Annotated in this window: 16 protein-coding genes; 7 read left to right on the forward strand and 9 right to left on the reverse strand. The window is 63.8% G+C overall.

Annotation, left to right across the window (positions count from 1 at the left end; all coding sequences use genetic code 11):
* Window positions 1–227: 227 nt before the first annotated feature.
* The 4 genes from GRI32_RS05170 (at window position 228) to GRI32_RS05185 (ending at window position 6,696) form a co-directional block, all read left to right on the forward strand.
* The gene (locus GRI32_RS05170) at window positions 228–2,741 is read left to right on the forward strand and encodes a TonB-dependent receptor (protein ID WP_202385939.1); all 2,514 of its coding nucleotides are present in this window, start codon (window positions 228–230) and stop codon (window positions 2,739–2,741) included.
* 39 nt (window positions 2,742–2,780) lie between these two features.
* Window positions 2,781–4,106 carry an APC family permease gene (locus GRI32_RS05175; protein ID WP_337190157.1) on the forward strand — a complete coding sequence of 442 codons (1,326 nt, stop codon included), beginning with the start codon at window positions 2,781–2,783 and terminating at the stop codon, window positions 4,104–4,106.
* A 130-nt stretch (window positions 4,107–4,236) separates the two neighbouring features.
* Complete coding sequence (locus tag GRI32_RS05180; RefSeq protein WP_160590094.1) at window positions 4,237–5,796, forward strand: sulfatase-like hydrolase/transferase; 1,560 nt, start codon at window positions 4,237–4,239, stop codon at window positions 5,794–5,796.
* 21 nt (window positions 5,797–5,817) lie between these two features.
* Window positions 5,818–6,696, forward strand: a complete 879-nt coding sequence (locus GRI32_RS05185) for a formylglycine-generating enzyme family protein (protein ID WP_160590096.1) — start codon at window positions 5,818–5,820, stop codon at window positions 6,694–6,696.
* 9 nt (window positions 6,697–6,705) lie between these two features.
* On the opposite strand, the gene GRI32_RS05190 is transcribed toward GRI32_RS05185, so the two are convergent.
* Window positions 6,706–8,484 (reverse strand): DUF8021 domain-containing protein, encoded by a 1,779-nt coding sequence (locus tag GRI32_RS05190; protein WP_160590098.1) that lies wholly within the window; start codon window positions 8,482–8,484, stop codon window positions 6,706–6,708.
* Window positions 8,481–10,622, reverse strand: a complete 2,142-nt coding sequence (locus GRI32_RS05195) for a PQQ-dependent dehydrogenase, methanol/ethanol family (RefSeq protein ID WP_337190158.1) — start codon at window positions 10,620–10,622, stop codon at window positions 8,481–8,483. The genes GRI32_RS05190 and GRI32_RS05195 overlap by 4 nt, the downstream gene beginning before the upstream one ends.
* A 170-nt stretch (window positions 10,623–10,792) precedes the next feature.
* On the opposite strand from GRI32_RS05195, the gene GRI32_RS05200 reads away from it, so the two are divergent.
* Entirely contained in the window at window positions 10,793–11,758 is a 966-nt protein-coding gene (locus GRI32_RS05200) for an SMP-30/gluconolactonase/LRE family protein (RefSeq protein ID WP_160590102.1), read from the forward strand.
* Window positions 11,759–11,809: 51 nt separating this feature from the next.
* Here GRI32_RS05200 and GRI32_RS05205 read toward each other — a convergent pair whose 3' ends face one another.
* The 4 genes from GRI32_RS05205 to GRI32_RS05220 form a co-directional block, all read right to left on the reverse strand.
* A complete protein-coding gene (locus GRI32_RS05205; protein WP_160590104.1) occupies window positions 11,810–13,213 on the reverse strand; it encodes an aldehyde dehydrogenase in 1,404 nt (467 codons plus the stop codon).
* Between the two features lie 121 nt (window positions 13,214–13,334).
* Window positions 13,335–14,558: a TolC family protein gene (locus tag GRI32_RS05210; RefSeq protein ID WP_160590106.1), complete on the reverse strand. Its 1,224-nt coding sequence runs from the start codon at window positions 14,556–14,558 to the stop codon at window positions 13,335–13,337.
* Window position 14,559: 1 nt separating this feature from the next.
* Window positions 14,560–17,667 (reverse strand): efflux RND transporter permease subunit, encoded by a 3,108-nt coding sequence (locus GRI32_RS05215; protein WP_160590108.1) that lies wholly within the window; start codon window positions 17,665–17,667, stop codon window positions 14,560–14,562.
* Between the two features lie 5 nt (window positions 17,668–17,672).
* Window positions 17,673–18,728: an efflux RND transporter periplasmic adaptor subunit gene (locus tag GRI32_RS05220; RefSeq protein WP_160590110.1), complete on the reverse strand. Its 1,056-nt coding sequence runs from the start codon at window positions 18,726–18,728 to the stop codon at window positions 17,673–17,675.
* A gap of 160 nt (window positions 18,729–18,888) precedes the next feature.
* Between GRI32_RS05220 and GRI32_RS05225 the strand changes: the two genes are divergently transcribed.
* Together GRI32_RS05225 and GRI32_RS05230 are read left to right on the forward strand one after the other, a co-directional pair.
* Window positions 18,889–19,560 carry a winged helix-turn-helix domain-containing protein gene (locus GRI32_RS05225; RefSeq protein ID WP_160590112.1) on the forward strand — a complete coding sequence of 224 codons (672 nt, stop codon included), beginning with the start codon at window positions 18,889–18,891 and terminating at the stop codon, window positions 19,558–19,560.
* A complete protein-coding gene (locus GRI32_RS05230) occupies window positions 19,557–20,927 on the forward strand; it encodes a HAMP domain-containing sensor histidine kinase (RefSeq protein ID WP_160590114.1) in 1,371 nt (456 codons plus the stop codon). The genes GRI32_RS05225 and GRI32_RS05230 overlap by 4 nt, the downstream gene beginning before the upstream one ends.
* 37 nt (window positions 20,928–20,964) lie before the next feature.
* Here the strand turns inward: GRI32_RS05230 and glgX are convergent, their stop codons facing one another.
* The 3 genes from glgX to glgC are packed head-to-tail and all read right to left on the reverse strand — an operon-like array spanning window position 20,965 to window position 25,477.
* The gene (gene glgX, locus GRI32_RS05235; RefSeq protein ID WP_337190159.1) at window positions 20,965–22,776 is read right to left on the reverse strand and encodes a glycogen debranching protein GlgX; all 1,812 of its coding nucleotides are present in this window, start codon (window positions 22,774–22,776) and stop codon (window positions 20,965–20,967) included.
* Entirely contained in the window at window positions 22,767–24,221 is a 1,455-nt protein-coding gene (gene glgA / locus GRI32_RS05240) for a glycogen synthase GlgA (protein ID WP_160590118.1), read from the reverse strand. Before glgA ends, glgX begins: the two co-directional genes overlap by 10 nt.
* Window positions 24,218–25,477, reverse strand: a complete 1,260-nt coding sequence (glgC, locus tag GRI32_RS05245; RefSeq protein ID WP_160590120.1) for a glucose-1-phosphate adenylyltransferase — start codon at window positions 25,475–25,477, stop codon at window positions 24,218–24,220. Before glgC ends, glgA begins: the two co-directional genes overlap by 4 nt.
* Between the last annotated feature and the right edge of the window lie 8 nt (window positions 25,478–25,485).

Genomic DNA, 25,485 nt, shown 5'->3' on the forward strand with positions numbered 1-25,485 from the left:
GCGGCCCGGCTTTAGACCGACCTTGGGAAGCCGTCCGACGAGCACCTCTTGACACATAGGTAAATTACAGTTCTTTTACACCTGTCAAAGTGGCTGGAACGCAAGCATTTCCGCCATTTATGGCACCATTTCTAGGGGGAATACCGCAGACGGATCTGAGCGCCCGATTGGTCACCGACAGCACTAGCTGCGCAGATCTGATCCGCTCGCAACATGAGGGTTTTACAATGGGTATGGAATCACGCGATCGTCGTTCGGGCCGGGCCTTGCGGGCCGTCACAGGCCTGCTTCTTGGTTCCAGCATATTGGCAAGCGGTGCGGCATTCGCCCAGGAAGCCGTGGATGACAGTGCCGCCCCGACCGCGTCCAGTTCCCAGAACAACACCATCCTCGTGACCTCGCAGCGGCGGGTCGAAGATCTTCAGGACGTTCCGATCAGCGTCCAGGTGCTCAATACGGAGCGGCTGGAGAACCTGCAGGTTGACGGGCTTGAGGACTATGTGAAGTTCCTGCCCAGCGTCTCGACGCAGAATTACGGTGGCCCGTTCTACCAGCTCGTCTACATGCGCGGCGTGGCCAGCGGCGGTGACGGCAACCACTCCGGCCCGCTGCCCAGCGTGGGCACCTATCTCGATGAACAGCCGATCACCACGGCGCAGGGCAACCTCAACGTCCATCTGTATGACGTCGCCCGCGTGGAGGCTCTGGCAGGCCCGCAGGGCACGCTGTTCGGCGCATCCAGCCAGGCCGGCACCATCCGCATCATCACCAACCAGCCCGATGCGAGCGGCTTCGACATGGGCTTTGATGTCGAAGGCAATTATGTCGATCACGGCGAATTCGGCGGCGCCCTCGAAGGCTTCGTGAACATGCCGATCAGCGATACCATCGCTGCTCGCCTGGTGGGCTGGTACGTCAAGGATGGCGGCTATATCGACAACATCCGCGGCGTGCGCACATTCCCCAGTTCGGGTGAAACTGACGACAATCTGGCGCTGGTCGAGGACGACTTCAACGACGTCGAGACCTATGGTGCCCGCCTCGCGCTGGGCATTGAGCTGGATGACAACTGGACCGTCACGCCGTCCATCATGGCGCAGAAGCAGAACACCTCCGGCACGTTCGCCTTCCTGCCCAGCCTCGGCGATCTGAACGTCCAGACCTATCGCGACAATTTCCAGGACGATGAGTGGGTGCAGGCGGCGATGACCGTCGAAGGCCGCATCGGCAATTTCGATCTGGTCTATTCGGGCGCCTATCTGGAACGCGGCATCGATGGCCTGGCCGATTATTCGGACTACGCCTATTTCTATGACGTGCTGTACGGCTATGGCTATTACTTCGTGGCCGATTGCCCGGCGCAGGATTTCAGCTGCCCGCTGGTCAATCCCTCGCAGTATTTCTCCAGCCGTGACCGCTTCAACAAGGTGAGCCAGGAACTGCGCCTGTCCTCACCGCAGGATGAGAGCGTGCGCTTCCAGGCAGGCCTGTTCTACCAGCGCCAGGAACACGACATCCAGCAGCGTTACCAGATCGACAATATCGCCAGCTTCATCGAAGTGCCCGGCTGGTCCGACACGATCTGGCTGACCAAGCAGACGCGTATTGACCGCGACTATGCCGCGTTTGGCGAAGTGGCCATTGATCTGACCGATCAGCTGACAGTGACCGGCGGCCTGCGCTATTTCGAATATAACAACACGCTGATCGGCTTCTTCGGATATTCCGAAAACTTCAGCGGATCGACCGGCGTTGCTGCGTGTCGTTCTCCGATCGACGATTCGCTTTCGCCCCCGTCAACCGATGGCGCGCCGTGTACCAACCTTGCGGTCACCGATGCCGACGGCAATGTGATCGTCAATCCCGATGGCACGGTCAGTCCGCGCCGGTCCAAGAACGACGGCCTGATCCATCGCCTGAACGTCACCTACAACTTCACCCCCGATGTGATGGCCTATGCCACATGGTCGCGCGGTTTCCGTCCTGGCGGCACCAACCGGCGTGGCGGTCTGTTCGGCTATCAGGCGGACTTCCTGACCAATTACGAGCTGGGCCTGAAGACCAGCTTTGCCGATGGACTTGTGCGCTGGAACGCGGCCATCTTCCAGCTGGACTGGGACAAGTTCCAGTTCGCCATCCTTGGTCCCAACGGGCTGACCGAAATCCGCAACGCCGCACAGGCGCGCATTCGCGGGTTTGAAACGGATGTCACGCTGCAGCCGGCAGACGGCCTGACACTGGCCGCCGGGATGACCTATCTCGATGCCAAGCTGACGGATAATTATTGCGGCTTCACCGATGCCAATGGCGATCCGGTGACGGTCTGCGCCAATCCGCCCGCACCGGCTGGCACGCGGCTTCCCGCATCGCCCAAGTTCAAGGGCAATGTCACCGCGCGCTACGAATGGTTCCTGAACCGCGACCTGCTGGCCCACGTGCAATTTGCCGGGGTTCTCCAGTCCGATATCCGTTCCAACCTGCTGCTTGAAGACAACCGTCTGGTTGGCACGCAGGATGGCTACGGCACGGTCGATCTCGCTGTCGGCGTGAAGAAGGATCTGGGCGGCTGGAATGCCGAATTCTACGTCACCAACGTGTTTGATGAGCGTGGCCAGGCCTATCTCTACGCGCAGTGCGGTTCTTCGGTCTGCGCCAATGATGTCCCGGGCATCGGCGGCAATGTCTATCAGGTTCCCAACCAGCCGAGGACGTTCGGCCTGCGGTTTGGATACAGCTATTAAGCCTGGTCAGGATGACCTGCAGCGGACCGGGCGGATAGCGTGAGCGCCGCCCGGATCGCGGCAGGGGACGAGCCTGCCAAAGGCGGCAAGCTGGGCCGCTGGATGACGATATCGCTGGTCATGGGCAACATGATCGGTTCCGGCATATTCCTGCTGCCCGCCACGCTGGCCCCGCTGGGCTGGAATTCGATTGTCGGCTGGCTGTTCACCATAGCGGGCGGCCTGTGCCTTGCCGCGACCTTCGCCTGGCTGGCGCGGCAGATGCCCGTTGAGGGCGGGCCTTACGCCTATACCAACGCCGCGTTCGGCCCCCTGCCCGCCTTCATGGTGACATGGAGCTACTGGATATCGTTGTGGATCGGCAATGCGGCCATTGCCGTGGCCGGTATCAGCTATCTGGGCGTGTTCGTGCCCGGCATGTCTGCCACCACCGGCGGCGATGCACTGGCGGCAGTGGTGCTGATCTGGGCGCTGACCTTCCTCAACCTGACAGGATCGCGATCGGCCGGGGGGTTCCAGCTGGTCACCACCGTCATCAAGGTGCTGCCGCTTCTGCTGGTGATTGTACTTGCCGCAGTTGCGATGGGCACGGGCGAGGCAGAGCTGCGGCCGATGGAGCCGGGCGGCATCCAGCCCGGCATCGTGACCGCCGCCGCCACGCTGACCCTGTGGGCCTTGCTCGGCCTGGAATCGGCGACCGTTCCGGCGGGCAAGATCCGCGATCCGGAGCGCACCATTCCCTTTGCCACGCTGGTCGGCACGGCGCTGACCGGACTGCTCTACCTGGTCACCTGTTCGGCCATCATCCTGCTGATGCCAGAGGATATCATCGCCAGTTCGGGAGCGCCCTTTGCCGATTTTGTCGAGCGTTTCTGGGCGCCCGGCCCCGCCCTGCTGATTGCCGGTTTCGCCGCCATCAGCTGCTTTGGCGCGCTCAATGGCTGGATCATGGTGCAGGCCGAACTGCCCTATGCGATGGCCCGCGCCGGCGCCTTTCCGCGCTGGTTTGCAAAGGAAAACGCGGCAGGGTCACCCGCCCGCGCGCTGGTGGTTTCCAGCGCCCTGATGACGGTGGTGGTCTTGCTCAATTACGATAGCTCGGCGGCGGAGATATTCGGCTTCCTGCTGCTGATTTCCACCGCCTGCAGCCTGTTCATGTACCTTGTGTGCATGGCCAGTGCACTGCGGCTTCGGTTTGGCGGCGGCATGGCTTCGCGCAGATATCTGCCGTGGGTGGCCGCGCTCGCCACGCTCTATTCCGCTTGGACCATCTATGGCGCAGGCGGAGAGGCCGTGGCGTGGGGCGTGGGGCTGCTGCTGGTGTCGCTGCCCGTCTATGCACTGATGCGCTGGCGCGCTGCATGACCGGCACCGCAACCGCTCAATCTCCACTATCACCGAAGCCATATTCGATGTAGCTTTGCCTCAAAGTCTGGGAGGGCTGAGAGGGATGCTGGAAACCACATCGAAAATTGCGATGGCCTGTGCGCTTTGCTTGGGCCTCACGGCGGTTCCGGCCAATGCTGCCGATGAGGATACACCGCGCAGGCCCAATATCCTGCTGATCATTTCCGATGATGTCGGCCTCGACGTCACACCCGGCATGGTGCCCGGACTGATGGAACAGCTGATCGCCCAATATGGCCCCGAAGGCCACGATCATCCCGATTACCAGGCCATCAATGGCCATCCCGCCTCCACGCCGGTGCTCGATCAGCTGGCCGATGACGGCATGGTCTTCACCGATGCCTGGGCGCAGCCCTTCTGCTCTCCCACGCGGGCATCCCTGCTGACCGGCCTGTTCGCCGGGCGTACCCATGTGCAGACCTATGCCGACGCGCTGAGCCAGAACCACGATTCCTTCGTCCGCACGCTGGCCGACAGGGGCGGATACAGCACGGCGGTATTCGGCAAGTGGCACATGGCGGGCCTGCCTGCTGAAGGCGGCGATTATCCCGGCATGAAGCCGAAGGAGGCCGGGTTCCAGCTGTTCCGCGGCAATATGCATGCCGCGCTCCCGTCGTTCTGGGATTATCCGCTGCATGTGCAGGATGCGGGCACGCCTGCGGGACAGTGGCGCACCGAAGAAGCGCCGGTCGCATCGCTGCCCGGCATCGCGCCCAGCACCTATGCCGCAGTGGCCAAGGGGTCGGACACGATCGACTGGATCAGGGCGCAGGAAGAAGCCGATCCGGACAGGCCGTGGTTCACCTGGCTGGCCTTCAACCTCTCCCATGCCACCGCGATCCAGCAGCCAAGCGCGATGATGGTGCCCAATGCCGATACGCTGGACGATGTCAGCCGGGCCGAGATGGAAGCATGCGGCGGCACGTTCGGCACCAATGAAGTGGGCAATTGTTCGGGCGAGGCCCTGATGCGCGCCATGACCAATTCGATGGACACGATCATCGGGCAGGTGCTGGCGGCGGTGGACGATATCGACCCCAATACCTACGTCATCTATATCGGCGACAATGGCACGCCGATGTACGGGCGGCCCAACCTCGATTTCATCGACAACATGTACATCACCCGCACCGGACGCGGCAAAGGCAGCGCGTTTGAAAGCGGCGCGCACGTGCCGATGGTCATTCGCGGACCCGGCATTGAGGCGGGCAGCCAGAACGGCGAGTTTGTCCACGTGGCCGATCTGTTCGCCACCATCCTCTCGCTTGCCGGTCTGGAAGTGCCGGAGACTGTTTCGAACAGCGCGGGCGATGCACAGATTGCGCTGGATTCGGTCTCGCTCGACCCCATTCTGCGCGGCGGAGCGGACAGGGTGCGCGATCCCGATCACGATTTCATCCTGACAGAATCGTCCAATCTGATGACTGGCGGAACCAAGGTGATCGGCGCGCGCAATGCCACTTTCAAGCTGGTGTGCACCGACAGCACCGAAGATTGCGACTTCTACAATCTGACCAGCGATCCGCTGGAGGAATATCCGCTCCCCGAACCCGGCAGCTGCGCCGCATCGGAGGACTGGACCACTGCCGATCCGTTCTGGCATTACTGCTTCTTGCTGGATGTGGTCGCCAAACGATCGATCCTGTGAAGCGCGGCGGCAGGTGAGGACATGAAGCGCATCGAAGGCGGCAGCTTTCGGATGGGATCGGACGATCACTATCCCGAGGAAGCGCCTGCGCGCATGGTTACTGTCGAGCCCTTCCTGATCGACCCGTCGCCAGTCACCAATGCCCGGTTCGCGCAGTTCGTGCAGGAAACAGGCTATGTGACATTGGCCGAGCGGCCCCCAGACGCGGCGAAATATCCCGGCGCAGACCCCGGCCTGCTGGTGCCGGGATCATCGGTGTTCGTGCCGCCGGTCAAATATCCGATCACGCCCGACCCGATGAACTGGTGGGCTTATGTTCCCGGCGCGTGCTGGCACCGCCCGCAAGGTCCCGGCAGCTCCACCGCAGGGCTGGAGGACCACCCGGTCGTACATATCGCCCACGAAGACGCGCAGGCTTATTGCGCGTGGGCGGACAAGCGCCTGCTGAGCGAGGCGGAATGGGAATTTGCCGCGCGCGGCGGGCAAGAAGGCCTGGCCTTTGCCTGGGGCGACGAGCTGGCGCCGGGCGGCGCCATGCTGGCCAATTACTGGCAAGGGCCCTTCCCCAAGACCAATATGTGTCTCGATGGCTATGATCGCACGTCCCCCATCGGGGCGTTCCCGGCCAATAGCTATGGCCTGTACGACATGATCGGCAACGCCTGGGAATGGACCAGCGACCCCTACCGGCTGGCCAGCGAGCCGGTGAAGAAATGCTGCGCGTCCGGCGGCAAGGGAGCTGGTTCCGGGGAGGATTTCCCGGTCATGGTGATCAAGGGCGGATCACATCTGTGCGCCGAGAATTACTGCCAGCGCTACCGCCCCGCCGCCCGCTATCCGCAGACGGTCGACACGTCGACCTCGCACATCGGCTTCAGATGCGGGAAAGACGCCGCCTGATCGCCCTGTTCATCGCTGGCTCAGCGGCTGCATGGCGTAGGGCAATTCGGAGGTGAAAGCCTCCACCCTGATCACCCGGCCTGCATCAAAATGATAGAGCTCCACCACCTGATAGGTGAGCGGATAGCCCTCGCCTCCAGCAGCCGGAAGATCCTCGAAGAAGCGATAGACGGCCAGGCCGCGCTCCTCATCCACGGCCAGCAATTGCCGGTCGCGCACTTCCTCGATCCGCGCCAGTACGGGCGAGCCGAACGGTGCGGCACATTCGCCCACATCCTGCCCGTTGACCGACCAGTGACATTCAGCGCCGAAAATATCGGGAGCAGCCCCGTTGGAGCCAAGCGCGTGCATGAACTGCGGCGCGGCGGCCAGCATGTCCGCGCGCGATGTGCGGCGGCTGGCGGGCAGTACGCCATAATCGCTGGCGGACACAGGCTCGGCATAGGGCGGGCCATACTGGCTGCGGCGGATCAGCGCGTCCACGCTGCCGATCGCATCGCCATCGGCAGCGACGGTAAAGGCCGCCCATCCCGGCTGGCCATGTTCCTCGATCCGGCCGATCCACACCGCCTTGCCGGTCTGCGCATCGGCAATCACCAGAGGGTCTGCATCGATGGCGGTGACGGTCGCCCAGATGCCCTCGCCCACGCGGATGCCCACGCTGTTTTCGGCATAGCCGACGCGCTCACCCCAGTTCAGGCCCTGCCAGTTGTTGCCGACCATGCCAGAGGCGACCAAGCGCGCATTGGCGGCAAGGCAGGCATCATCGCACAGATCGGGCTGCGGGGCATATTCAGGGAAGTCCGCATCATCGCCCCAGAAGGGGTTATGCATGAAATAGGGAACATAGGTGAACGTCGCTTCGATCCGCTGGATCTCGGCATCGCGAATGCGGAAGGCTTCAATCAGCGAAATCGAATTGGGCCATTTGAGCGCGGTCATCATCTCGCGCCCATTGGTCAGCAGATAGCGATCGAACTCATTGGCATGATCGAAGAAACCCGATCCGACCACCACGCCGCGCTGCACATCGACCAGCGGCAGTTCGCGCCTGATACGCTTGTTGATGCGGTACAGCCCCAGCTCGAACTGAGCGCGGCAGCCGCTGGCAATATTGGCAGCACTGGCCTGTGCGCCGGGGCGCGGGGCAGTGGTGGAAATGCCGTTTTCCAGCCGCGAGCAGTCCTCCGCAAAAGGCGCGAAGACCTGCCCGTCGTTCAGCTCCACCGTATCGAAATAGGCATCGGCAATGGCCAGCATGCGCTCGCGCGGGCGGCGTTCTTCCTCTGGCAGGATTTCGTAGAATTCGCTGAAATGCTCCATGTTCTCCCAGTCGCCAAAGGGAGCAGGCAGCGATGTGCGGCGGTGGACCACGCTCTCGATCTCATCGATCAGGCCGCCTTCCACATGGATGCGCACGGCGTAGAAAACGGGCGTGCCATTCTCCCGCACGGAGCCAAACCATGCGGCATGGCCGGTGGTCTCGTCCGCCACCGCCAGCCCATCTGCATCCACATCATCGGCGGTGCGCCAAAGGCCATGGCCGACCGGCAGGATCACATTGTTCTCTGTGAACATCACATCGCCGGCAAGCGGCAGGCCGCTGGCATCGCGCGCGCCCAGTGCCTGCATATGCTGGCGGACCATGGCGATCAGGCAGTCATACTGGCAGGAGGTGTCCGGAACCGCGCTTGCCTCTCCGGGAGCCTGCGCAAGGGCCGGTGCGGCAAACGAAACTGCGCCCGCCAGCGCGATGGCGGAAATCGTGGTTTTCAAGGCTCGCATCATGGGTGTCCTCCCGCCGCAGCGTCTGTGTAATCCTCATTGGCGCGGGCGATGAGGAAGGCATGGATGTCGGCGGCGTCTTCCTCGCTCAGAATGTCGGAGAAGCCCGCCATTCCGCGATCGATGAACAGGCCGTGCAGCACGATGTCGTTGAACTGCGCGCGGGTTTCCTGTGTCATCCAGCGCAGGTCCTTCACCCCGCCCACGGCATTCTCACCGTGGCAGCGCACGCATGTGTCACCGTAAAGCTGGCGGCCATGCGATACCTGCGCCTCATTGGCGGACAGGTATGGCGGACGCGGCAGGCTGGTTGGTGGCGGCGGAGGCGGCAGGGTTACGCCTGTCGCGCCCAGACGGAACACCAGCAGCTTTGCGGTCGATGTCTGGAATGGGCCAAGGTTATAGACGGGCGAGCCTCCCCAGCCGGCGTTGATGGCGATATATTGGACCCCGTCCACCATATAGGTGATGGGTCCGGCCACCGGAGCCTGGTCAATATCCATCTCCCACAACTTGGCGCCAGTGTCGGCGCGGTAGATGGCCAGCGTCTTGTCGATCGTGCCCTGCACCAGCAGATTGCCCGCCGTGGCCAGCACGCCGCCAGAGCCGGGGTGCGCATAGGGCACGCGCCACGCCTCGCTCTGCGTCACCGGGTCCCAGGCGAGCAGATAGCCCTTTTCCTTCTCATTCGCCTCGGCCTGAAGCGCGGCCCGCAGTTCGGGCATATTGCCGCGCGACTGGCCGCTGTTGGACCGGTGATGGACGAAGTTGAAGCCGCCATCCTCGGCGCGGGCATAGGTGGAGGGCTGCTCCTGCGCGCTGAGATAGACCAGCCCGGTGTCAGGGCTGAACGCCATCGGATGCCAGCTGTGCGCCGCCAGCCAGCTGGGACTCATCAGATGCGGCGTGGTGGTGTTATGTGCGCCGGGCTGAAGCACCGGACGGCCTGTTTCCAGATCGATGCGGCTGGCCCAGGTGTTTTCAGAGACATAGGTTTCCGCGCTGATCAGTTCCCCGCTGGCGCCGTCAATCACATAGAAAAAGCCGTTCTTGGGTGCCTGCATGATGACCTGGCGTTCACGCCCGCCGATCTCCAGATCGGTCAGGATCATCGGCTGGGTGCAGGTGTAATCCCACTCCTCCTCGGGCACCATCTGATAGTGCCACTTGTACTCGCCCGTATCGGCATCGACCGCGACGATGGAGCACAGGAACAGGTTGTCCCCCTCATCATTGCTGCGGAAATACCACATGTGCGGGCTGCCATTGCCGGTGCCGATATAGACCAGGTTCAGTTCAGGATCGTAGGCGAAGCTGTCCCACGCCGTGCCGCCGCCGCCATAGCGCCACCATTCGCCCGCCCATGTGGGCAAGGCGATGTCCATGGCGCTGTCCGACGCTTCACCGTCAGGGCCATCCGCCGGATTGCCGGGCACGGTGTAGAACTTCCACAATTGCTCGCCCGTCTCGGCATCATAGGCGACCACGAAGCCGCGCACGCCGTAATCCGCGCCGCCATTGCCGATCACCACCTTGCCATCATAGACGCGCGGCGCACCGGTGATGGAATAGGCGTTCAACTCGCCTTCGGTTTCGAATGTCTGGGCAGACCACACTTCTGATCCTGTGGCCGCATCCACAGCGATCAGCCGGCCATCGAGCGCGCCGATATAGAGCTTGCCGTTCCACGCCGCGATCCCGCGCGAGGAAGGCCCGCAGCATGCCAGCCGCGCCCATTCGGGGCCGACTTCGGGATCATAGGTCCACAATTTCTCACCCGTCGCCGCATTATAGGCGGTGACGATGTTGTAGATGCTCTCATTGTAAAGCACGCCATCGACCACCAGCGGGGTCGCCTGCACGCCGCGCATGGTCGCAAGGTCATCGAACCATGCCAGGCCCAGCTGGCTGACATTGCCATCGTTGATCTGGGTGAGTGGGCTGAACCGGTCCTCTGACCAGCCGCGCCCGTGGCTCATCCAGTCGCCGATATTGGCCGGGGCATTGATATTGCGCAGAGACTGGCCGTTCACCACGGTTGGCCCGTCGACGGCGGTTGACGCGCCCACCATGCCCGCGGTGCTGCCAACCGGCGCATCCGCCGCCACGCAGCCCAGCAAAGCCAGACAAGCCGCAAGCACCCCGATTCCAGGCACTGAGCGTTTAGACCACTGCATCCCGACTTCATCCCCCCGAATGTTCTTGCACCACCCTATCGCCCAGCGCGGCGGCAATGTGAAGGGGACATGTGCGCTCTTTCAAAGAGGTGCGGGACGTCTATGATCCGCAGGCAAATCACTGGGAGGGATGAATGAAGCGCTTTCTTGCGGGCACGATACTGGCATCAATTGCACTGGGCGGATGCGTTGGCGTGGCCAGTTCTTCATCGACAGAAACCCCGGCCAGGATTCTTATCGCCGGGACCGAGATTTACCCCGAAAGCCTCACCTCCGATGTGCGCGGCAACATCTATGTCGGCAGCAATGGCGGAACGATTTACCGCGCTGTGCCGGGCGCATCGCAGGCGGCGGCGTGGATCGTCCCTGACGCACACAACGGCCTGCAATCGCTGTTCGGCGTGCTGGCAGACGATGTGCATGATCTGCTCTGGACCTGCTCCAACCCGGCCTTTGGCGGCCCGCCAGACCCCAATGCCGCGCCCGCCGCGGTCAAGGCCTTCAGCCTGTCGTCGGGTGAACTGTTCGGCAGCTGGGACTTCCCGTCGGGCAAGCCCGCCACCTGCAATGACATCGCCATCGCCGCCGACGGAACCGCGTTCGCAACCGAGATCACCTCTGGCCGGCTGTTCAGACTGACGTGGGGCAGCGATGCGCTGGAGTTGTTCGCCGAGGGAGAAGACCTTGTCGGCGTGGACGGCATCGCCTTTGCCGATGACGGCACGATGTACATCAACAACGTGCGCCAGAATCTGGTCCAGCGGGTCAATCGCCGAGCTGATGGCAGCTATGCCGGGCTGACCACGCTGGAGCTGTCACAGCCGGTTGCCGGACCCGATGGCTTGCGCCCGATTGGCGGGCATCGCTTCCTCCAGGCTGAAGGCGGATCGGGCCGCATAGCCCTGATCGCAATCGACGGTGACCGGGCGCAGGTGACCACCATCACCGATCAGTTCGATTCGGTTGCGGCCGTCACATCGGTCGGCTCCACCGGCTATTCCGCCGAAGGAAAGATCAGCTATCGCTTCGATCCGGCCCTGCAGGGGCAAGACCCCGGCGAATTCTATATCGAAGGCTTTCCGCTTCCGCCGCTGGACTGATGCGGCGGCTCCCGGCGGTTGCTGCTGCACCGCCGGGAGCCGCGCGGAGCATCAGATCGGGTAGTGACCCGGCTCGGTCTCGAAGGTGACCCAGCGCAGTTCGGTGAAGGCGTCGATCCCGGCCTTGCCGCCGAACCGGCCATAGCCGGAGGCCTTCATCCCGCCGAACGGCATTTGCGGTTCGTCCGACACGGTCGAGGCGTTGACGTGGCAGATGCCCGCCTGGATCTGCCGGGCGACCTTCAGGCCGCGCGCGGTATCGCGGGTGAACACGGCGGAAGACAGGCCATATTCGGTGTCATTCGCCAGCTCGATCGCATGCGCCTCATCGCGGGCGCGGGCGATGCCCACAACCGGGCCAAAGCTCTCATCGCGGAACAGCTTCATGTCCGGCGTCACCTTGTCCACCAGGTGCGCGGGCATCAGCACGTTGTGCGTCGTCTCTCCGCCCGTCAGCAGCTGTGCGCCCTTGCCCAACGCATCCTCGATCAGCGCATAGCAGTGATCCACCGTCTTGCGATCGACCACAGCGCCAAGCGGCGTCTTGCCCTCGGCAGGATCGCCAACGGGCATGGTGTTCACCTTGGCGGTAAACTTCTGCGCAAACGCATCGGCCACGCTGTCCACCACGATAATGCGCTCGGTCGACATGCAGATCTGGCCCTGGTTCATGAACGCGCCAAAGGCCGCGGCCTTCACCGCCTCATCCAGATCGGCATCTTCCAGCACGATCATCGGCGCCTTGCCGCCCAGTTCCAGCAGGCAGGGCTTCAAGTGCTGAGCGGCGCGCATGGCGATGATCTTGCCCACGCCGGTGGAGCCGGTGAAGTTGATCCGCTTGACCTGCGGCGCATCGATCAGCGCGCCAACTACCTCCGCTGCATCCTCGGGCGCATTGGTGACGACGTTGACCACGCCATCGGGGAAGCCCGCTTCGGCAAAGGCCTCGATAATCAGCGCATGGGTGCGCGGGCAGTTCTCGCTCGCCTTCAGGATCACCGAATTGCCGCAGGCCAGCGGCACCGCAATCGCGCGCACGCCAAGGATGATCGGCGCGTTCCACGGGGCAATGCCAAGCATCACGCCCACCGGCTCACGCAGGGCCATGGCGATTGTGCCTTCATGATCGGACGGAATGACCTCGCCCGCAATCTGCGTGGTGATGGCAGCCGCTTCGCGCACCATTCCGGCGGCCAGGCCAAGGTTGAACATCGCCCAGCCGGCAGTTGCGCCGATCTCGCCCATCATGGCGGCGACGAAATCGTCCTTCTTGCCCATCAGCGCATCGGCCGCCTTCATCAGCACCGCGCGCCGCGCATTGGGACCCATCTTCGACCAGACAGCAAAGCCAGCCTGCGCGCGCTCGGCAATCGCAGGAATGTCAGATGCCTGCATCGCCTCCGCACTGGAGGCAACCGCGCCGGTCACCGGGTTCAATCGGGAAAATTGGGTCATGTGTTCGCGTTCCTCTCAATGCCGCGCAATTACTGGTGGCTATGCAGTTTGCACCGGCGAATGAAAAGCCTCGAACTGTCTGGATGGCAGCAAATACCGGCTGCTGCGCGTGCGACCCGGCCTAATCCGACAGCCACAGCGCATGGCTGTCGATCCGCAGTTTGGTGATCGCCCGGCCAGCCGCCGCCCGGGCTGCGCCCTCGGCGCGGAAGGCATCGTGGACCATGCGTTCGCCCAGCAAAAGTTCGGCAAGGTCGATCTCGCCAAGTTCATGACCGCGCCGCAACCTGACCAGTGCCGAGACCTGCGAATCCAGCCCTGCGCGCGCCCGTTGCCAGGCATCGATGCGAAACTGCGCTTCGGTCAGGTCGGCATCGGCGGTTTCCTGCACATCGAAGCGGGCGAGCCGGGCCTCCGACAAGGCAGCGCTGGCTTCCGCCTGCGCCTGATCTGCCAGGGCGGCACGGTGGCCACCGCCAAGCGGAATGGAAAACACCACGCCCGCGCCGCGTTCTGCGCCGCTGCGTTCAGAGAACAGGCGCACGCCGATGGTCGGGTCCGCTATCCGGTCCAGCCGTGTACGCTCGGCATAGGCGGAGACGCTGCGGGCCTGCGCATCGGCGGCGGCGATTTCATGGCTGTTGGACAGCACCAGATCGTGCAGGTCCATCAGCATATCGGGGGCGATTTCCGGCTGCGGTATCTCCGGAGCGTCCACCGGCAGGGCCAGAGCGGGAAACTGCGCCGCCAGACGCACGCGCGCAAGCCGCGCTTCGCCCGCGGACTGATCCGCCAATATCCGCGCCGCGCCCAGCGCAGCTTCAGCCTGATCAAGCTCCAGCAGCGAGGCATCGCCCAGTTCCATCCGCCGTCTCACGCCGTTGCGGGCCGTTTCCAGATTGGTCACCGCGCGCGCATCCACGGTAGATTGCGCCGCCGCGCCCAGCCAGTCCCACCAATAGCCGGCCAGCATGAGGGCGGCCTGATGGCGCACATCTTCGGCCATGTTCTGCGCAGCATCGACCTGATGCGTCCCGATCTCACGATCCAGCCGCGCCTTGCCGGGCAGGCGAATGGCCCTGCTCAGCTGGGTATCGAATTCGTCAAACGAGCCTTCGCGGTCAATCCGGCGCTGGGTATAGCTGCCGGAAAACGTCAGCTCATGCGGGCCGATTGCGCGCGCATCGGCGCCTGCACGCGCTGCGGTCACGCGCTCATTCGCGGCGATGACGGAGGGATGATCGTCCAGCGCGCTGAGCACGGATGCCTCATCCGGCAGGCCCGGCTCTGCGTGGAGCGGGGCCGCGATCACCAGCGCCGGAAGAAGGAATACCAGCCGTTTCATCTCAGCCCTCCCCGCCTGCGGCATTGGGAACCTCGTCCAGCCTGTCGGCCGCACCCTCGCCAAAACGCTCGTACAGCATGGGCAGCAGGAACAAGGTCAGCATGGTCGCCGATACCAGTCCGCCCACCACCACGATGGCCAGCGGCTTCTGGATTTCCGAACCGGGGCCGGTGGCATAAAGCAGGGGCACAAGCCCGAACGCGGCGATGGCAGCGGTCATCAGCACCGGACGCAGCCGCCGTTCCGCACCGCGCCGCACGGCCTCTGCCAGCGAATGGCCTTCGGCGCGCAGCTGGCGGAAATAGCTGACCATCACCAGCCCGTTGAGCACGGCAATGCCGAACAATGCGATGAAGCCAACCGACGCCGGGACAGACAGATACTCCCCGGACAGCGCCAGCGCGATCATCCCGCCTACCATGGCAAAGGGAATGTTGAGCAGGATCAGGATCGACGCGCGCAGCGAATTGAGCGTGAAGAACAGGATGCCAAAGATCATCAGCACCGAGATCGGCAGGACGATGGCAAGCCGGGCGCTGGCACGCTGCTGGTTTTCGAACTGGCCGCCCCAGACAAGGCGGTATCCGGGCGGCAGGGGCACGTTCTGGGCGATATCCGCGCGCGCTTCCTCGACATAGCCGACCAGATCGCGGCCCGAGACGAAGGCCTGAACCATGGCGAAGCGCGAGCCGTTTTCATGCTCCAGCTTGACCGGACCCTCTGTCCTTTCGACGCTGGCAACATCGCTGGCGCGGACCAGCTGTCCGGTGGGGGAGCGGTACAGCTGGTCCGCGAAGGCCTGGGGCGAATCTGCGTTCGCTGTACCGGCCTTTATCACGATGGGCACGCGGCGATTTTCCTGCGCCACCACGCCCGCGCGCATGCCTTCGACCTGTGCGCGCATCATGTCCTGCAAATCGGTCACCGGCATGCCCAGGCGGCCTGCGGCAACGCGGTCAATGTCGATCTGGAGGTAATCGACCTCGTCATTGGCAACGGTCATCGCCTCGCTGGTACCTTCAATGGTTTCCAGCCGGGCCTGAATCTCACCCGACAGGCGCGAAAGCTCCGCCAGATCGGGGCCGAACAGTTTGAGCGCCAGATCGCCGCGCGCGCCGGTCAGCATTTCGGATGTGCGCATGTCGATAGGCTGGGTGAAGCTGGGTTCGATACCGGGGAAACGGTCCAGCACGGCGCGCAGCTGGTCCACCAGCCATTCCTTGTCCTGCACGCGCCATTCCTCGCGCGGGTGCAGTTGCAGGAAGGCATCGCTTTCGTTCAGGCCCATGGGATCGAGCCCGATCTCGTCCGATCCGACGCGGGCGATGATCGCTTCAACCTCGGGCACTTCTTCCATGATCGCCCGCTCGATCGCCAGATCGCCCGCCAGCGAATGTTCCAGCGAGACGGACGGCAGCTTGGCCAGCTGCATCACCACCGATCCTTCATCCATGATCGGCAGGAAGGTCTTGCCGGTAACGGAATAGGCAATGCCGGTGAGCACCAGCGAAATGCCCGCTATGCCGAACACCAGCTTCTTGCGGGCAAAGGAGCCATTGAGCATGCGCGAATAGACCGGCGAGATCTTGCGCATCAGCCACGGCTCATGCCCGCCGGTCTTCAGCTTCAGCAGGAAATAGGACAGCACCGGTATCAGCGTGAGCGACAGCACCAGCGCCGATGCCAGCGACAGCACGATGGTCAGCGCCACGGGTGAGAACAGTTTGCCTTCCAGCCCTTCCAGCGTCAGCAGCGGCAGGAACACGATGGCAATGATCGCAAGGCCCGAAACCACGGGTTTGGCGACTTCCGCGGTGGCGACAAAGATGTTGTGCAGCTTGCTGCTGGAGGCGTGGCGCGGGTCGGTAAGCCGCTCGACGACATTTTCCACCACCACCACGGCGCCATCCACCAGCATGCCGACGGCAATTGCCAGCCCGCCAAGGCTCATCAGATTGGCCGTGAGGCCGATGGAACGCATGAAGATGAATGTCAGCAGGGCAGCCATCGGCAAGGCCAGCGCCACAATCACCGAAGCGCGCAGATCGCCAAGGAACAGCAGCAGCAGGATGACCACCAGTATGGTCGCTTCAAGCAGCGCCTTTTCCACCGTGCCGACAGCGCGATTGATCAGGTTGGAACGGTCGTAGAAGACCTCCACGCTCATGCCCTCGGGCAGGCTTGCGGTCACTTCGGCCAGACGTTCCTCAATCCCGCTGACAACCATGGAGGCATCGGCGCCGCGCAGCCCGATCACCAGTCCCTCGACCGCCTCGCCCGTGCCGTTGCGCGTGACCGCGCCATAGCGGGTGAGACTGCCGGTACGGATATCGGCCACATCGCCAAGCCGGATCACCGCCCCGCCATCGGCGCGCACCACGGTGCTGGCAAGATCGTCCAGCGTCTGGATTGCACCGGTTGCGCGCACGATCAGCGCCTCTTCCCCGGTAACCAGCCGTCCGGCACCATCGTTGCGATTGCCTGCCTCAATGGCGGCCGCAATATCGGCGGTGCTGAGGCCGGCGGCGGCGAGTGCCAGATTGTCAGGCGCGACTTCGAAGGTTTCGACAAAGCCGCCCAGCGCATTGACGTCCGCCACACCGGGCACGGTGCGCAGTGCCGGGCGGATGATCCAGTCCAGCACGCGGCGCTTTTCGGACAGGCTCTGGGGGCCTTCCAGCGTGAACATGTACATGTCCGACAGCGGCGTGGAGATCGGCGCCATGCCGCCATCCACCGTATCGGGCAGGTCGCCCATGGCCGCGTTCAGCCGCTCTGCCACCTGGCTGCGGGCCCAGTAGATGTCGGTCCCGTCCTCAAAATCGATGGTGATGTCGGCAATGGCATATTTGGCCACTGAGCGGAGCACGGCCTGATCGGGAATGCCGAGCATTTCCATCTCGATCGGCGTGATCACCCGGCTTTCAACCTCTTCGGGGGTCATCCCCGGCGCGCGCAGGATGATCTTCACCTGGGTGGAGCTGATGTCAGGGAAGGCGTCGATCGGCAGGTTGGCAAAGGACCACCCGCCAATACCCGCCAGCAGGACAGCCAGGCCAAGCACGGCAAAGCGTAGCTTGAGCGCTTGTTCGATCAGATGACGCAACATGACCGCTATTCCGCCGCAGCGGCTTTGAGTTCGGTAATGCCGCTGGTGGCGACAGTCTCACCCGGCTCAAGCCCGGCAGAGATGATCGCTTCCCCGCCAACGGCGGAGACCAGCGTGACCGGGCGCGGCACAAAACCATCGCCTGTGCGCACGAAGACATGCTCCGTCCCGCCGATCCGCGTGACTGCCGATGATGGAATGGCAACGCCCTCGCCATCGCCCGAACCGGTGATCACCACCATCACATTGCCGCCCGGCACCAGTCCCGGCGCCGCGCCAATGCTGGCCTTGGCCATCACCGAGCGCGTGACCGGATCGATCGACGGCGCGACCGACAGGATTCTTCCGCCGACCTGCATCGTCTGCCCGTCACCGGCCGGCAATTGCAGCTCCACGCCCATTCCGGGCCGAACCTGACCGGCCAGCCGTTCGGGCAGTTGCAGGTCTATCTGATAGGAGCCGGACGCCTCGATCACGAACGGCGCCACCATGCCATCGACCGGACCGCCGGTTTCAACGCCGACATGCGCCACACGCCCCGAAATGGGCGAGCGCAGGGTCATCATCCCGTCAGGACCCACGCCGGAATAGGAATTGAGCCGCTGGGTTTCGACCACGGTCGTGCGCGCCTGCGCCAGACGGGCCGCAGCCTCGTCCGCGCGGGCCTGGGCAATGATGCCCTCGCTCGCCAGCTGCTCCAGCCGGGCGGATTGCGCTTCGGCCAGCGCTGCCTCGGACCGGGCGCGGGCCAGATCGGCGGAAATGCTGACCGGCTCTGCCGCCCTGACAATCGCCAGCGGCGCACCGCGCGCCACGGCCTGACCTTCGATCACGTATACGCGCACAGCAGCGCCGGGGAACGGCGATGTCACCGCCACCCGCGCTTCTGGCGGCAGGGTGATCTGGCCCGGAACCGTGCCCAGCGGCACATTCGTTGCCAGACGGGCCTTGGCCGTGGAGATCGCCTCCGACGGTGCAGGAGCTGCATCTGCCTGCTGGGCTGTGGTGGCGGACTGCTCATCCGCCTCACCGCCGGAGCAAGCTCCCAGCGATGCAAGCATCAGACAGCATGCGAGTGAAGGGAGAGTGGGCCTGGTCATGAAGGCGACCTTGCCGCGCCAAACTGACAACAACTTGTCAGATTGGCAGCTTTTTGTCAGTTTCAGTGCGCATAAGGCGTAAGGATAAGCATTCACAGGCGTAAGGCCGGAAAGGGAGAGAATGCGCCTGCTGCTGGTTGAAGACGATCCCGAGCTGGGCCGCAGGCTGGGGGAACGGCTGCGCGGTGCGGACTATGCGGTCGACCTGGCGCCAACAGCGGACCTGGCCGAAGACTGGCCCGATCTGGACAAGATGGCAGCCATCATCCTCGATCTGGGATTGCCCGATGGCGACGGGGTGGACCTGCTCAGGCACTGGCGCGCGGCGGGTGTTGCCTGCCCGATCCTGATCCTGACGGCGCGCGGCAGCTGGCAGGACAAGGTCGAGGGGCTGAACGCAGGCGCCGACGATTTCGTGGTCAAACCCGTTCGTTTCGAGGAATTGCAGGCACGGCTCAACGCCCTGTTCCGCCGCCACATGGGCAAGCGCGAAAGCACCATCTCCATTGGCGGCCTGACGCTCGATCCGCTGACCCATATGGTGGAGGACAATGGTGAGCCACTCTCGCTCAGCCGCCGGGAATTCTCCCTGCTCCACCTCTTCATGCGCCACGCCGGACAGATCTTGCCGCAATCCGACATCCTCGATCATCTGTATGAACTGGCGGACGAGCGGGAGCTCAACACCATCGAAGTCCTCATCGCCCGCCTGAGGCGCAAGATCGGGCGCGATCGGATCACCACACTGCGCGGCATGGGCTATCGCTTCGAGAAGAACGGGACCGCAGCATGAAGCTGAGCCAGTTGTCGTTCGGGAGCTTGCGGCTGCGCTTCCTGCTGGCGATCCTGCTGTGGGTCAGCCTGGGCATATTCGGTATCTGGTTCACCGCCACGCAGGTATTTTCCCGCCATATCGAACAGAGCTATCATGAGGAACTGGAAGTCCATGTTCGCGAGCTGGGTCGGCTGGTACAGATCGGCGCCGACGGCATGCCCGAACTGTCACGCCCGCTGTCCGATCCGCGTTATGAAGTGCCGCTGTCCGGCTTTTACTGGCAGGTGAGCATCCCGCACCAGACCATGCTGCGATCCGAATCCATGACCCGTGGTCAGCTGGACCAGAGAGTGGCCCATTCGCCCAACATCATGCACCGCATTCTGGATGGGCCGACCGGGCCGGCGATCACCTATGGCATGATCGTTCCTGGTCCCGGCGGTGAGGAAATCCATGTGGTGATCGCCACCGACCAGAGCGAGCTGGACGACGCGATCAATTCCTTCACCGTGGAGCTGACCGTCTGGCTGGCCAGCCTTGGCGCATTGCTGCTGGCAACGGGCGTCGCCATCATCAGCTTTGGCCTTCGCCCGATGAGCCGCCTGGGCAAAGCGATCACGCGGCTGCGCGAGGGCAAATCCGCCAGTCTGGAAGGGCGCTATCCCACCGAAATTGCGCCGCTGGTGCAGGATCTGAACGAGTATATCCGGCAGAATTCGGAGATGGTCAGCCGCGCCCGCGTGCAGGCCGGCAATCTTGCCCATTCGCTGCGCACGCCGCTGGCGGTGCTGACCGATGAGGCCGAACAGCTCGCCCTGCGCGAGGAATGCGCCGCCTCGGCGCAGGTCCTGCTGACGCATACGGAGATGATGCAGCAGCAGATCGATTACCAGCTTGCCCGCGCGCGGCTGACCGTCGCCTCAAGGCTCCCCGCCACCCGTGCCAGACTGCCGCAATTGCTCGTTCCCATCCTCAACGCGATGACCCGGCTGCATCCTGGCAAGCGCTTTGACCTCGAGCCGCCGGATCAGGAGATTTCGCTGCCGGTCGATCCCGTCAATCTTTCGGAAGTTCTGTCCATCCTGCTCGACAATGCCGGCAAGTGGGCGCGCGACAAGATCGCCATCACCATCGCGCGCGCGCAGGACGGGACCGTGATCGTCACCATTCGCGATGATGGTCCTGGCATGAATGAGGGGGAGATCGCGCGCGCCTTCGATATTGGCTCTCGCTTCGATGCGCAGATGCCGGGGTCGGGTCTGGGGCTGGCGATGGCAAGCGAGTTTGCCCAAAGCATGAATGGCGAGATTGTGCTGGAAGCCGGATCACCGGGCCTGATCGCCCGCCTGCGCCTGAAGCCCGGTCCGGCAGGCGAGCTGCCGTAAGCTCAGGGAGCAGCTTGCCCTGCTCTCTTGCCCTGTTCTAGACCTTCCAGCTGACCGCGCGCCGTTCCCGGTCAACGCAGATGTCCAGCACATCGCCGCCTTCGCCCAGTGTAAAGATGAAGCCCGGGGAAGCGGGCGAATTCCAGTCCTGCGGGTGTAGTTCGCCGCCATCGACAGAGCGCCAGTGGCCATCTTCGGGAAACCGCCGGAACAGGGCGATCCGCTCCGCCCGCATGCGCGAAAGGCCCGCGGTGAATTCCTCCAGCTCCCGGTCACGCCCTTCCCAGTCAATCCAGCTGATCGCATTGTCCTGCGCATAGGCGTTGTTGTTGCCTTGCTGGCTGCGACCCATCTCGTCCCCGGCGGTCAGCATGATCGTGCCGGTCGATGCGAACAGCGTGCCCAGCAAGGCGCGCAGATCGCGGGCACGGTGCGCGCAAATGGCGGGATCGACGCTGGCGCCTTCCACGCCGTTGTTCCAGCTGAAATTCTCGCCATGACCGTCGCGGTTGCCCTCGCCATTGGCGAGGTTGTGGCGCTGCTCGAAGGCGACCGTATCGGCCAGCGTGAAGCCATCATGCGCGGCAAGGAAATTGACGCTGCGGCAGGTTTGGCCGGGAGGGGGCTGGCCGAAAATATCCGCCGATCCCGCCAGCCGGGTCGCCAGTTCGCCAATCGGCGCATCGCCGCGCCAGAACCGGCGCACGTCATCGCGGTAGCGGTCATTCCATTCCAGCCAGTCGGCGGGGAAATGCCCCAGTTGATATCCGCCGGGGCCAATGTCCCACGGCTCGGCAATCATGATCCGGTCCGCCAGCAGCGGGTCGGCGGCAATCTGCGCGAATATGGGCGCGTGCGGATCGAACCCCGGCCCGCGCGCCATGATCGGCGCGAGATCGAAGCGGAATCCATCCACGCCGCAGTGGCGCACAAAGTGGCGCAGCGTATCGATGGCCAGCTGGCGGACATGCGGCCGGGCGAAATCCAGCGTGTTGCCGCAGCCGGTATCGTTGATCAATTGTCCGTCGGGCCGCTTGGCATAGGCACTGTCGTCCAGCCCCCGCAGCGATATGACCCCGCCGAAAATATCGCTCTCGCCGGTATGGTTGAGCACCAGATCGAGGATGACACCTATGCCCGCTTCGTGCAGCTGCTCCACGGTCTGGCGCAGTTCTGCAATGCCGCCGGGGCACAGGCCCGGGTCCAGCGCCATCATGGCAACCGGATTATAACCCCATGCGTTGGACAGCCCGAGCGGCGGCAGGTGCCTCTCATCGATCCAGGCCGTGATCGGCATCAGTTCCACGGCGGTTACATGGAGCTTTTGCAGATGGGCAATCACCAGCGGATGGGCGAGCGCTGCCACCGTGCCGCGCAGTGCATCGGGAATGCCGGGATGCAGCTTGCTGAAGCCCCTGACGTTGACCTCGTAAATCAGGCCCCCGGCGGTGAAGCGCGGTGGCGTTTGGGCAACTTCAGGCAGCGGGCCGGTCACCACGGCGCGCGGCACGATGGCGCCGGTATCCGCGCCCAGTTGCGCCAGAGAGGGATGCTGGGTGAAGCGCCGGTCAAGCTCCAGCGCATAGGGATCGACCAGCATCTTGGCCGGATCGAACCAGTGCCCATGCCCGGGCGCCCACTCGCCATGTGCGCGGTAGCCATAGAGATCACCGGTGCAATCCCGCGCCATATTGGCAACCCACAGATCGCCCTCACGCGTCATGGGGATGAGCGTTTCGTCCTGCCCGGATGGCCCCGCAAGGCAAAGCGTGAGGCCGGTAGCCAGTGGGGAGCGAACGACGAATTGTGTGCCCGATGGGGTCAGCGTAACCCCCTCTTTCAGGCCCACTTGGCAGCCTCCACCAGCCGCCGATACAGGCCTGCATATTGCGCCGCGCTGGCGCTCCAGCCAAAATCGGCGCGCATGGCGCAGCGTTGCAGGCGGCGCCATGCAGGGGGATCGTCGAACAGGCGGATGGTGCGGCTGATGGCCAGCGCCAGCTCGTCATAGCTGGCTTGCGCAAACACCACACCGGTTGCGCTTTTCTCCGCCATGGCCGCAGGATTGGCATCAATCACCGTGTCAGCCAGCCCACCCGTGCGCGCCACCACGGGGATGCAGCCATAGGCCAGACCGTACAGCTGCGTCAGCCCGCAAGGCTCAAAGCGGGAAGGCACCAGAATGGCATCGCCGCCGCCCTGCATCAGATGCGAAAGCGGTTCGTCATAGGCGAATTTCAGCCCGACTTTTCCCGGATGGCGCTCTGCCGCTTCCTTCAGCCCCTGTTCCAGCTCCGGCTCACCCGATCCCAGCAACGCCAGGCGACCGCCCAGCCCGACAAGGTGATCGATCACCTCCAGCAGCACATCGATGCCCTTTTGCCAGGTCAGCCGGCTGACGACGATGAACAGCGGTCCATCGCCGGTTTCCAGACCAAACGCCTTCTCGACCGCGCTCTTGTTGGCCTTGCGCTTGCCCAGTTTCTGCGGACTGAAGTGCGCGGCCAGGTGCTGGTCAGTCTCAGGGTTCCATTCGGCCGTGTCGATGCCGTTCAATATGCCTTGAACCAGGTTTGTGCGCGCCCTGATCACGCCGTCCAGCCCCATGCCGAAGGCGGGCGTGTGAATTTCGCGGGCATAGGTGGGGCTGACGGTGGTGATGGCATCGGCGCAGACCATGCCACCTTTGAGCATGCCCACACCGCCGTGAAATTCCACCCCCTGCATCGTCCATGCGCTGTCCGGCAGGCCCAGGCGGGGGAATACCTCCGCCCCGAAATAGCCCTGGAAGGCCATGTTGTGGATGGTCAGCACGCTGGGGACCGGATGACCGCCAAAGCGCAGGTAGACAGGCGCCATCGCGGCCTGCCAGTCGTGCGCGTGGACAAGATCGAACTTGCCCTTCTTGCCGCCGACGCCCGCCAGCCGCGCCGCCGCATTGCCCAGCGCGGCAAAGCGCCGCCAGTTGTCATTCCAGTCCGCGCCCGAACCATCGCCGTAAGGACCGCCTTCGCGGGTGAAATAGGCTGGCGCGTCGAGCACCAGCAGCTTGCGCCCGTCATCCAGTCTGGCCGATACCACGCGCGCCGGCTCTCCCAGCAGGCTCTCGAACTCGGCAATCTTGCGGCCCTTGCGAATGGATTTCATCACCGCCGGGAAACCGGGCAGCAGAGTGGTCACTTCCACATCATGGCTGGCCAGGGCCGCAGGCAGGGCGCCGACCACATCGGCCAGCCCGCCGGTCTTGACCAGCGGCACGGCTTCGGACGCGACGGACAGGACTTTGAGCGTCAACCCAGCCTCGCGATCATGTCCTTGGTGATCAGGCATACGCCCTTGTCGCTGCGGCGGAAGCGCTTGGCATCCAGCACCGGATCCTCACCCACCACCAGCCCTTCAGGAATGCGCACGCCTGAATCGAGCACCACATTCTTGAGCTGCGCGTTCCGGCCGATGTTGCAATAGGGCAGGATCACCGCCCGTTCCACGCTGGAAAAACTGCCCATCTTGACGCCGGTGTACAACAGACTCTGCCGTGCCAGCGCGCCCGAGACGATGCAGTCCTGCGAGATCAGCGAGGAAATAGCCATGCCGCGCCGGCCTTCCTCATCATGCACGAACTTGGCCGGGGCGGCGACGATCTGATCGGTCCAGATTGGCCATTCCCTGTCATAGAGATTGAGCTTGGGCACCACGTCGGTGAGGTCGAGATTGGCCTCGAAATAGGCGTCCAGCGTGCCCACGTCGCGCCAGTATTCCTCAATCTCGTCCGCCGCGCGGATACAGGAGGTGGTGAAGCGATGCGCCACCGCCTTGCCGTGCTTGACGATGTGCGGGATGATGTCGCCGCCAAAGTCGCGGCCCGATCCCGGATCGGCGGCATCGCGGCGCAGTTCGTCGAACAGGAATTCGGTATCGAAGACATAGATGCCCATGCTTGCCAGCGCCATGTCCGGCTCCCCCGGAATGCCGGGAGGATCGGCGGGCTTTTCGACAAAGGCGGTGATGTTGTCCTGCTTGTCCACGTGCATCACGCCAAAGCCGGTCGCCTCCATGCGCGGCACCACCAGGCAGCCGACGGTGACGTTGGCACCGCTTTCCACATGCTGGCGCAGCATCATTTCGTAATCCATCTTGTAGACGTGATCGCCTGCCAGGATGACCATGTATTTGGGCGCGTGGGCGGCGATGATATCGATGTTCTGGAACACCGCATCGGCCGTGCCTTCATACCACTGGCTTTCGGACACACGCTGCGAGGCGGGCAGGATATCGAAACTCTCATTGCGCTCTGGCCGCATGAAGTTCCACGCACGCTGCATGTGGCGGATCAGCGAATGCGCCTTGTACTGGGTAGCCACGCCGATGCGGCGAATGCCCGAATTGATCGCATTGGAGAGCGCAAAGTCGATGATCCGCGAGACACCGCCAAAATAGACCGCAGGCTTGGCCCGGTTGTCGGTCAGTTCCACCAAACGGCTGCCACGGCCACCGGCCAGCACATAGGCCATGGCGTCACGCGCCAGAGGTTGCCCGGATAGATCTCGCATCGCACTTC

Source organism: Alteraurantiacibacter aestuarii (genome assembly GCF_009827405.1).
GTDB lineage: Bacteria > Pseudomonadota > Alphaproteobacteria > Sphingomonadales > Sphingomonadaceae > Alteraurantiacibacter > Alteraurantiacibacter aestuarii.

What these genes read in the sequence shown, in the direction of transcription:
- GRI32_RS05190 (WP_160590098.1), bottom strand. Translation starts at nt 8,484, where the DNA reads ATGATGCGAGCCTTGAAAACCACGATTTCCGCCATCGCGCTGGCGGGC.
- GRI32_RS05220 (WP_160590110.1), bottom strand. Translation starts at nt 18,728, where the DNA reads ATGCTTGCATCGCTGGGAGCTTGCTCCGGCGGTGAGGCGGATGAGCAG.
- GRI32_RS05200 (WP_160590102.1), top strand. Translation starts at nt 10,793, where the DNA reads ATGAAGCGCTTTCTTGCGGGCACGATACTGGCATCAATTGCACTGGGC.
- GRI32_RS05170 (WP_202385939.1), top strand. Translation starts at nt 228, where the DNA reads ATGGGTATGGAATCACGCGATCGTCGTTCGGGCCGGGCCTTGCGGGCC.
- GRI32_RS05215 (WP_160590108.1), bottom strand. Translation starts at nt 17,667, where the DNA reads ATGTTGCGTCATCTGATCGAACAAGCGCTCAAGCTACGCTTTGCCGTG.
- GRI32_RS05225 (WP_160590112.1), top strand. Translation starts at nt 18,889, where the DNA reads ATGCGCCTGCTGCTGGTTGAAGACGATCCCGAGCTGGGCCGCAGGCTG.
- glgC (WP_160590120.1), bottom strand. Translation starts at nt 25,477, where the DNA reads ATGCGAGATCTATCCGGGCAACCTCTGGCGCGTGACGCCATGGCCTAT.
- GRI32_RS05185 (WP_160590096.1), top strand. Translation starts at nt 5,818, where the DNA reads ATGAAGCGCATCGAAGGCGGCAGCTTTCGGATGGGATCGGACGATCAC.
- GRI32_RS05205 (WP_160590104.1), bottom strand. Translation starts at nt 13,213, where the DNA reads ATGACCCAATTTTCCCGATTGAACCCGGTGACCGGCGCGGTTGCCTCC.
- GRI32_RS05210 (WP_160590106.1), bottom strand. Translation starts at nt 14,558, where the DNA reads ATGAAACGGCTGGTATTCCTTCTTCCGGCGCTGGTGATCGCGGCCCCG.
- GRI32_RS05230 (WP_160590114.1), top strand. Translation starts at nt 19,557, where the DNA reads ATGAAGCTGAGCCAGTTGTCGTTCGGGAGCTTGCGGCTGCGCTTCCTG.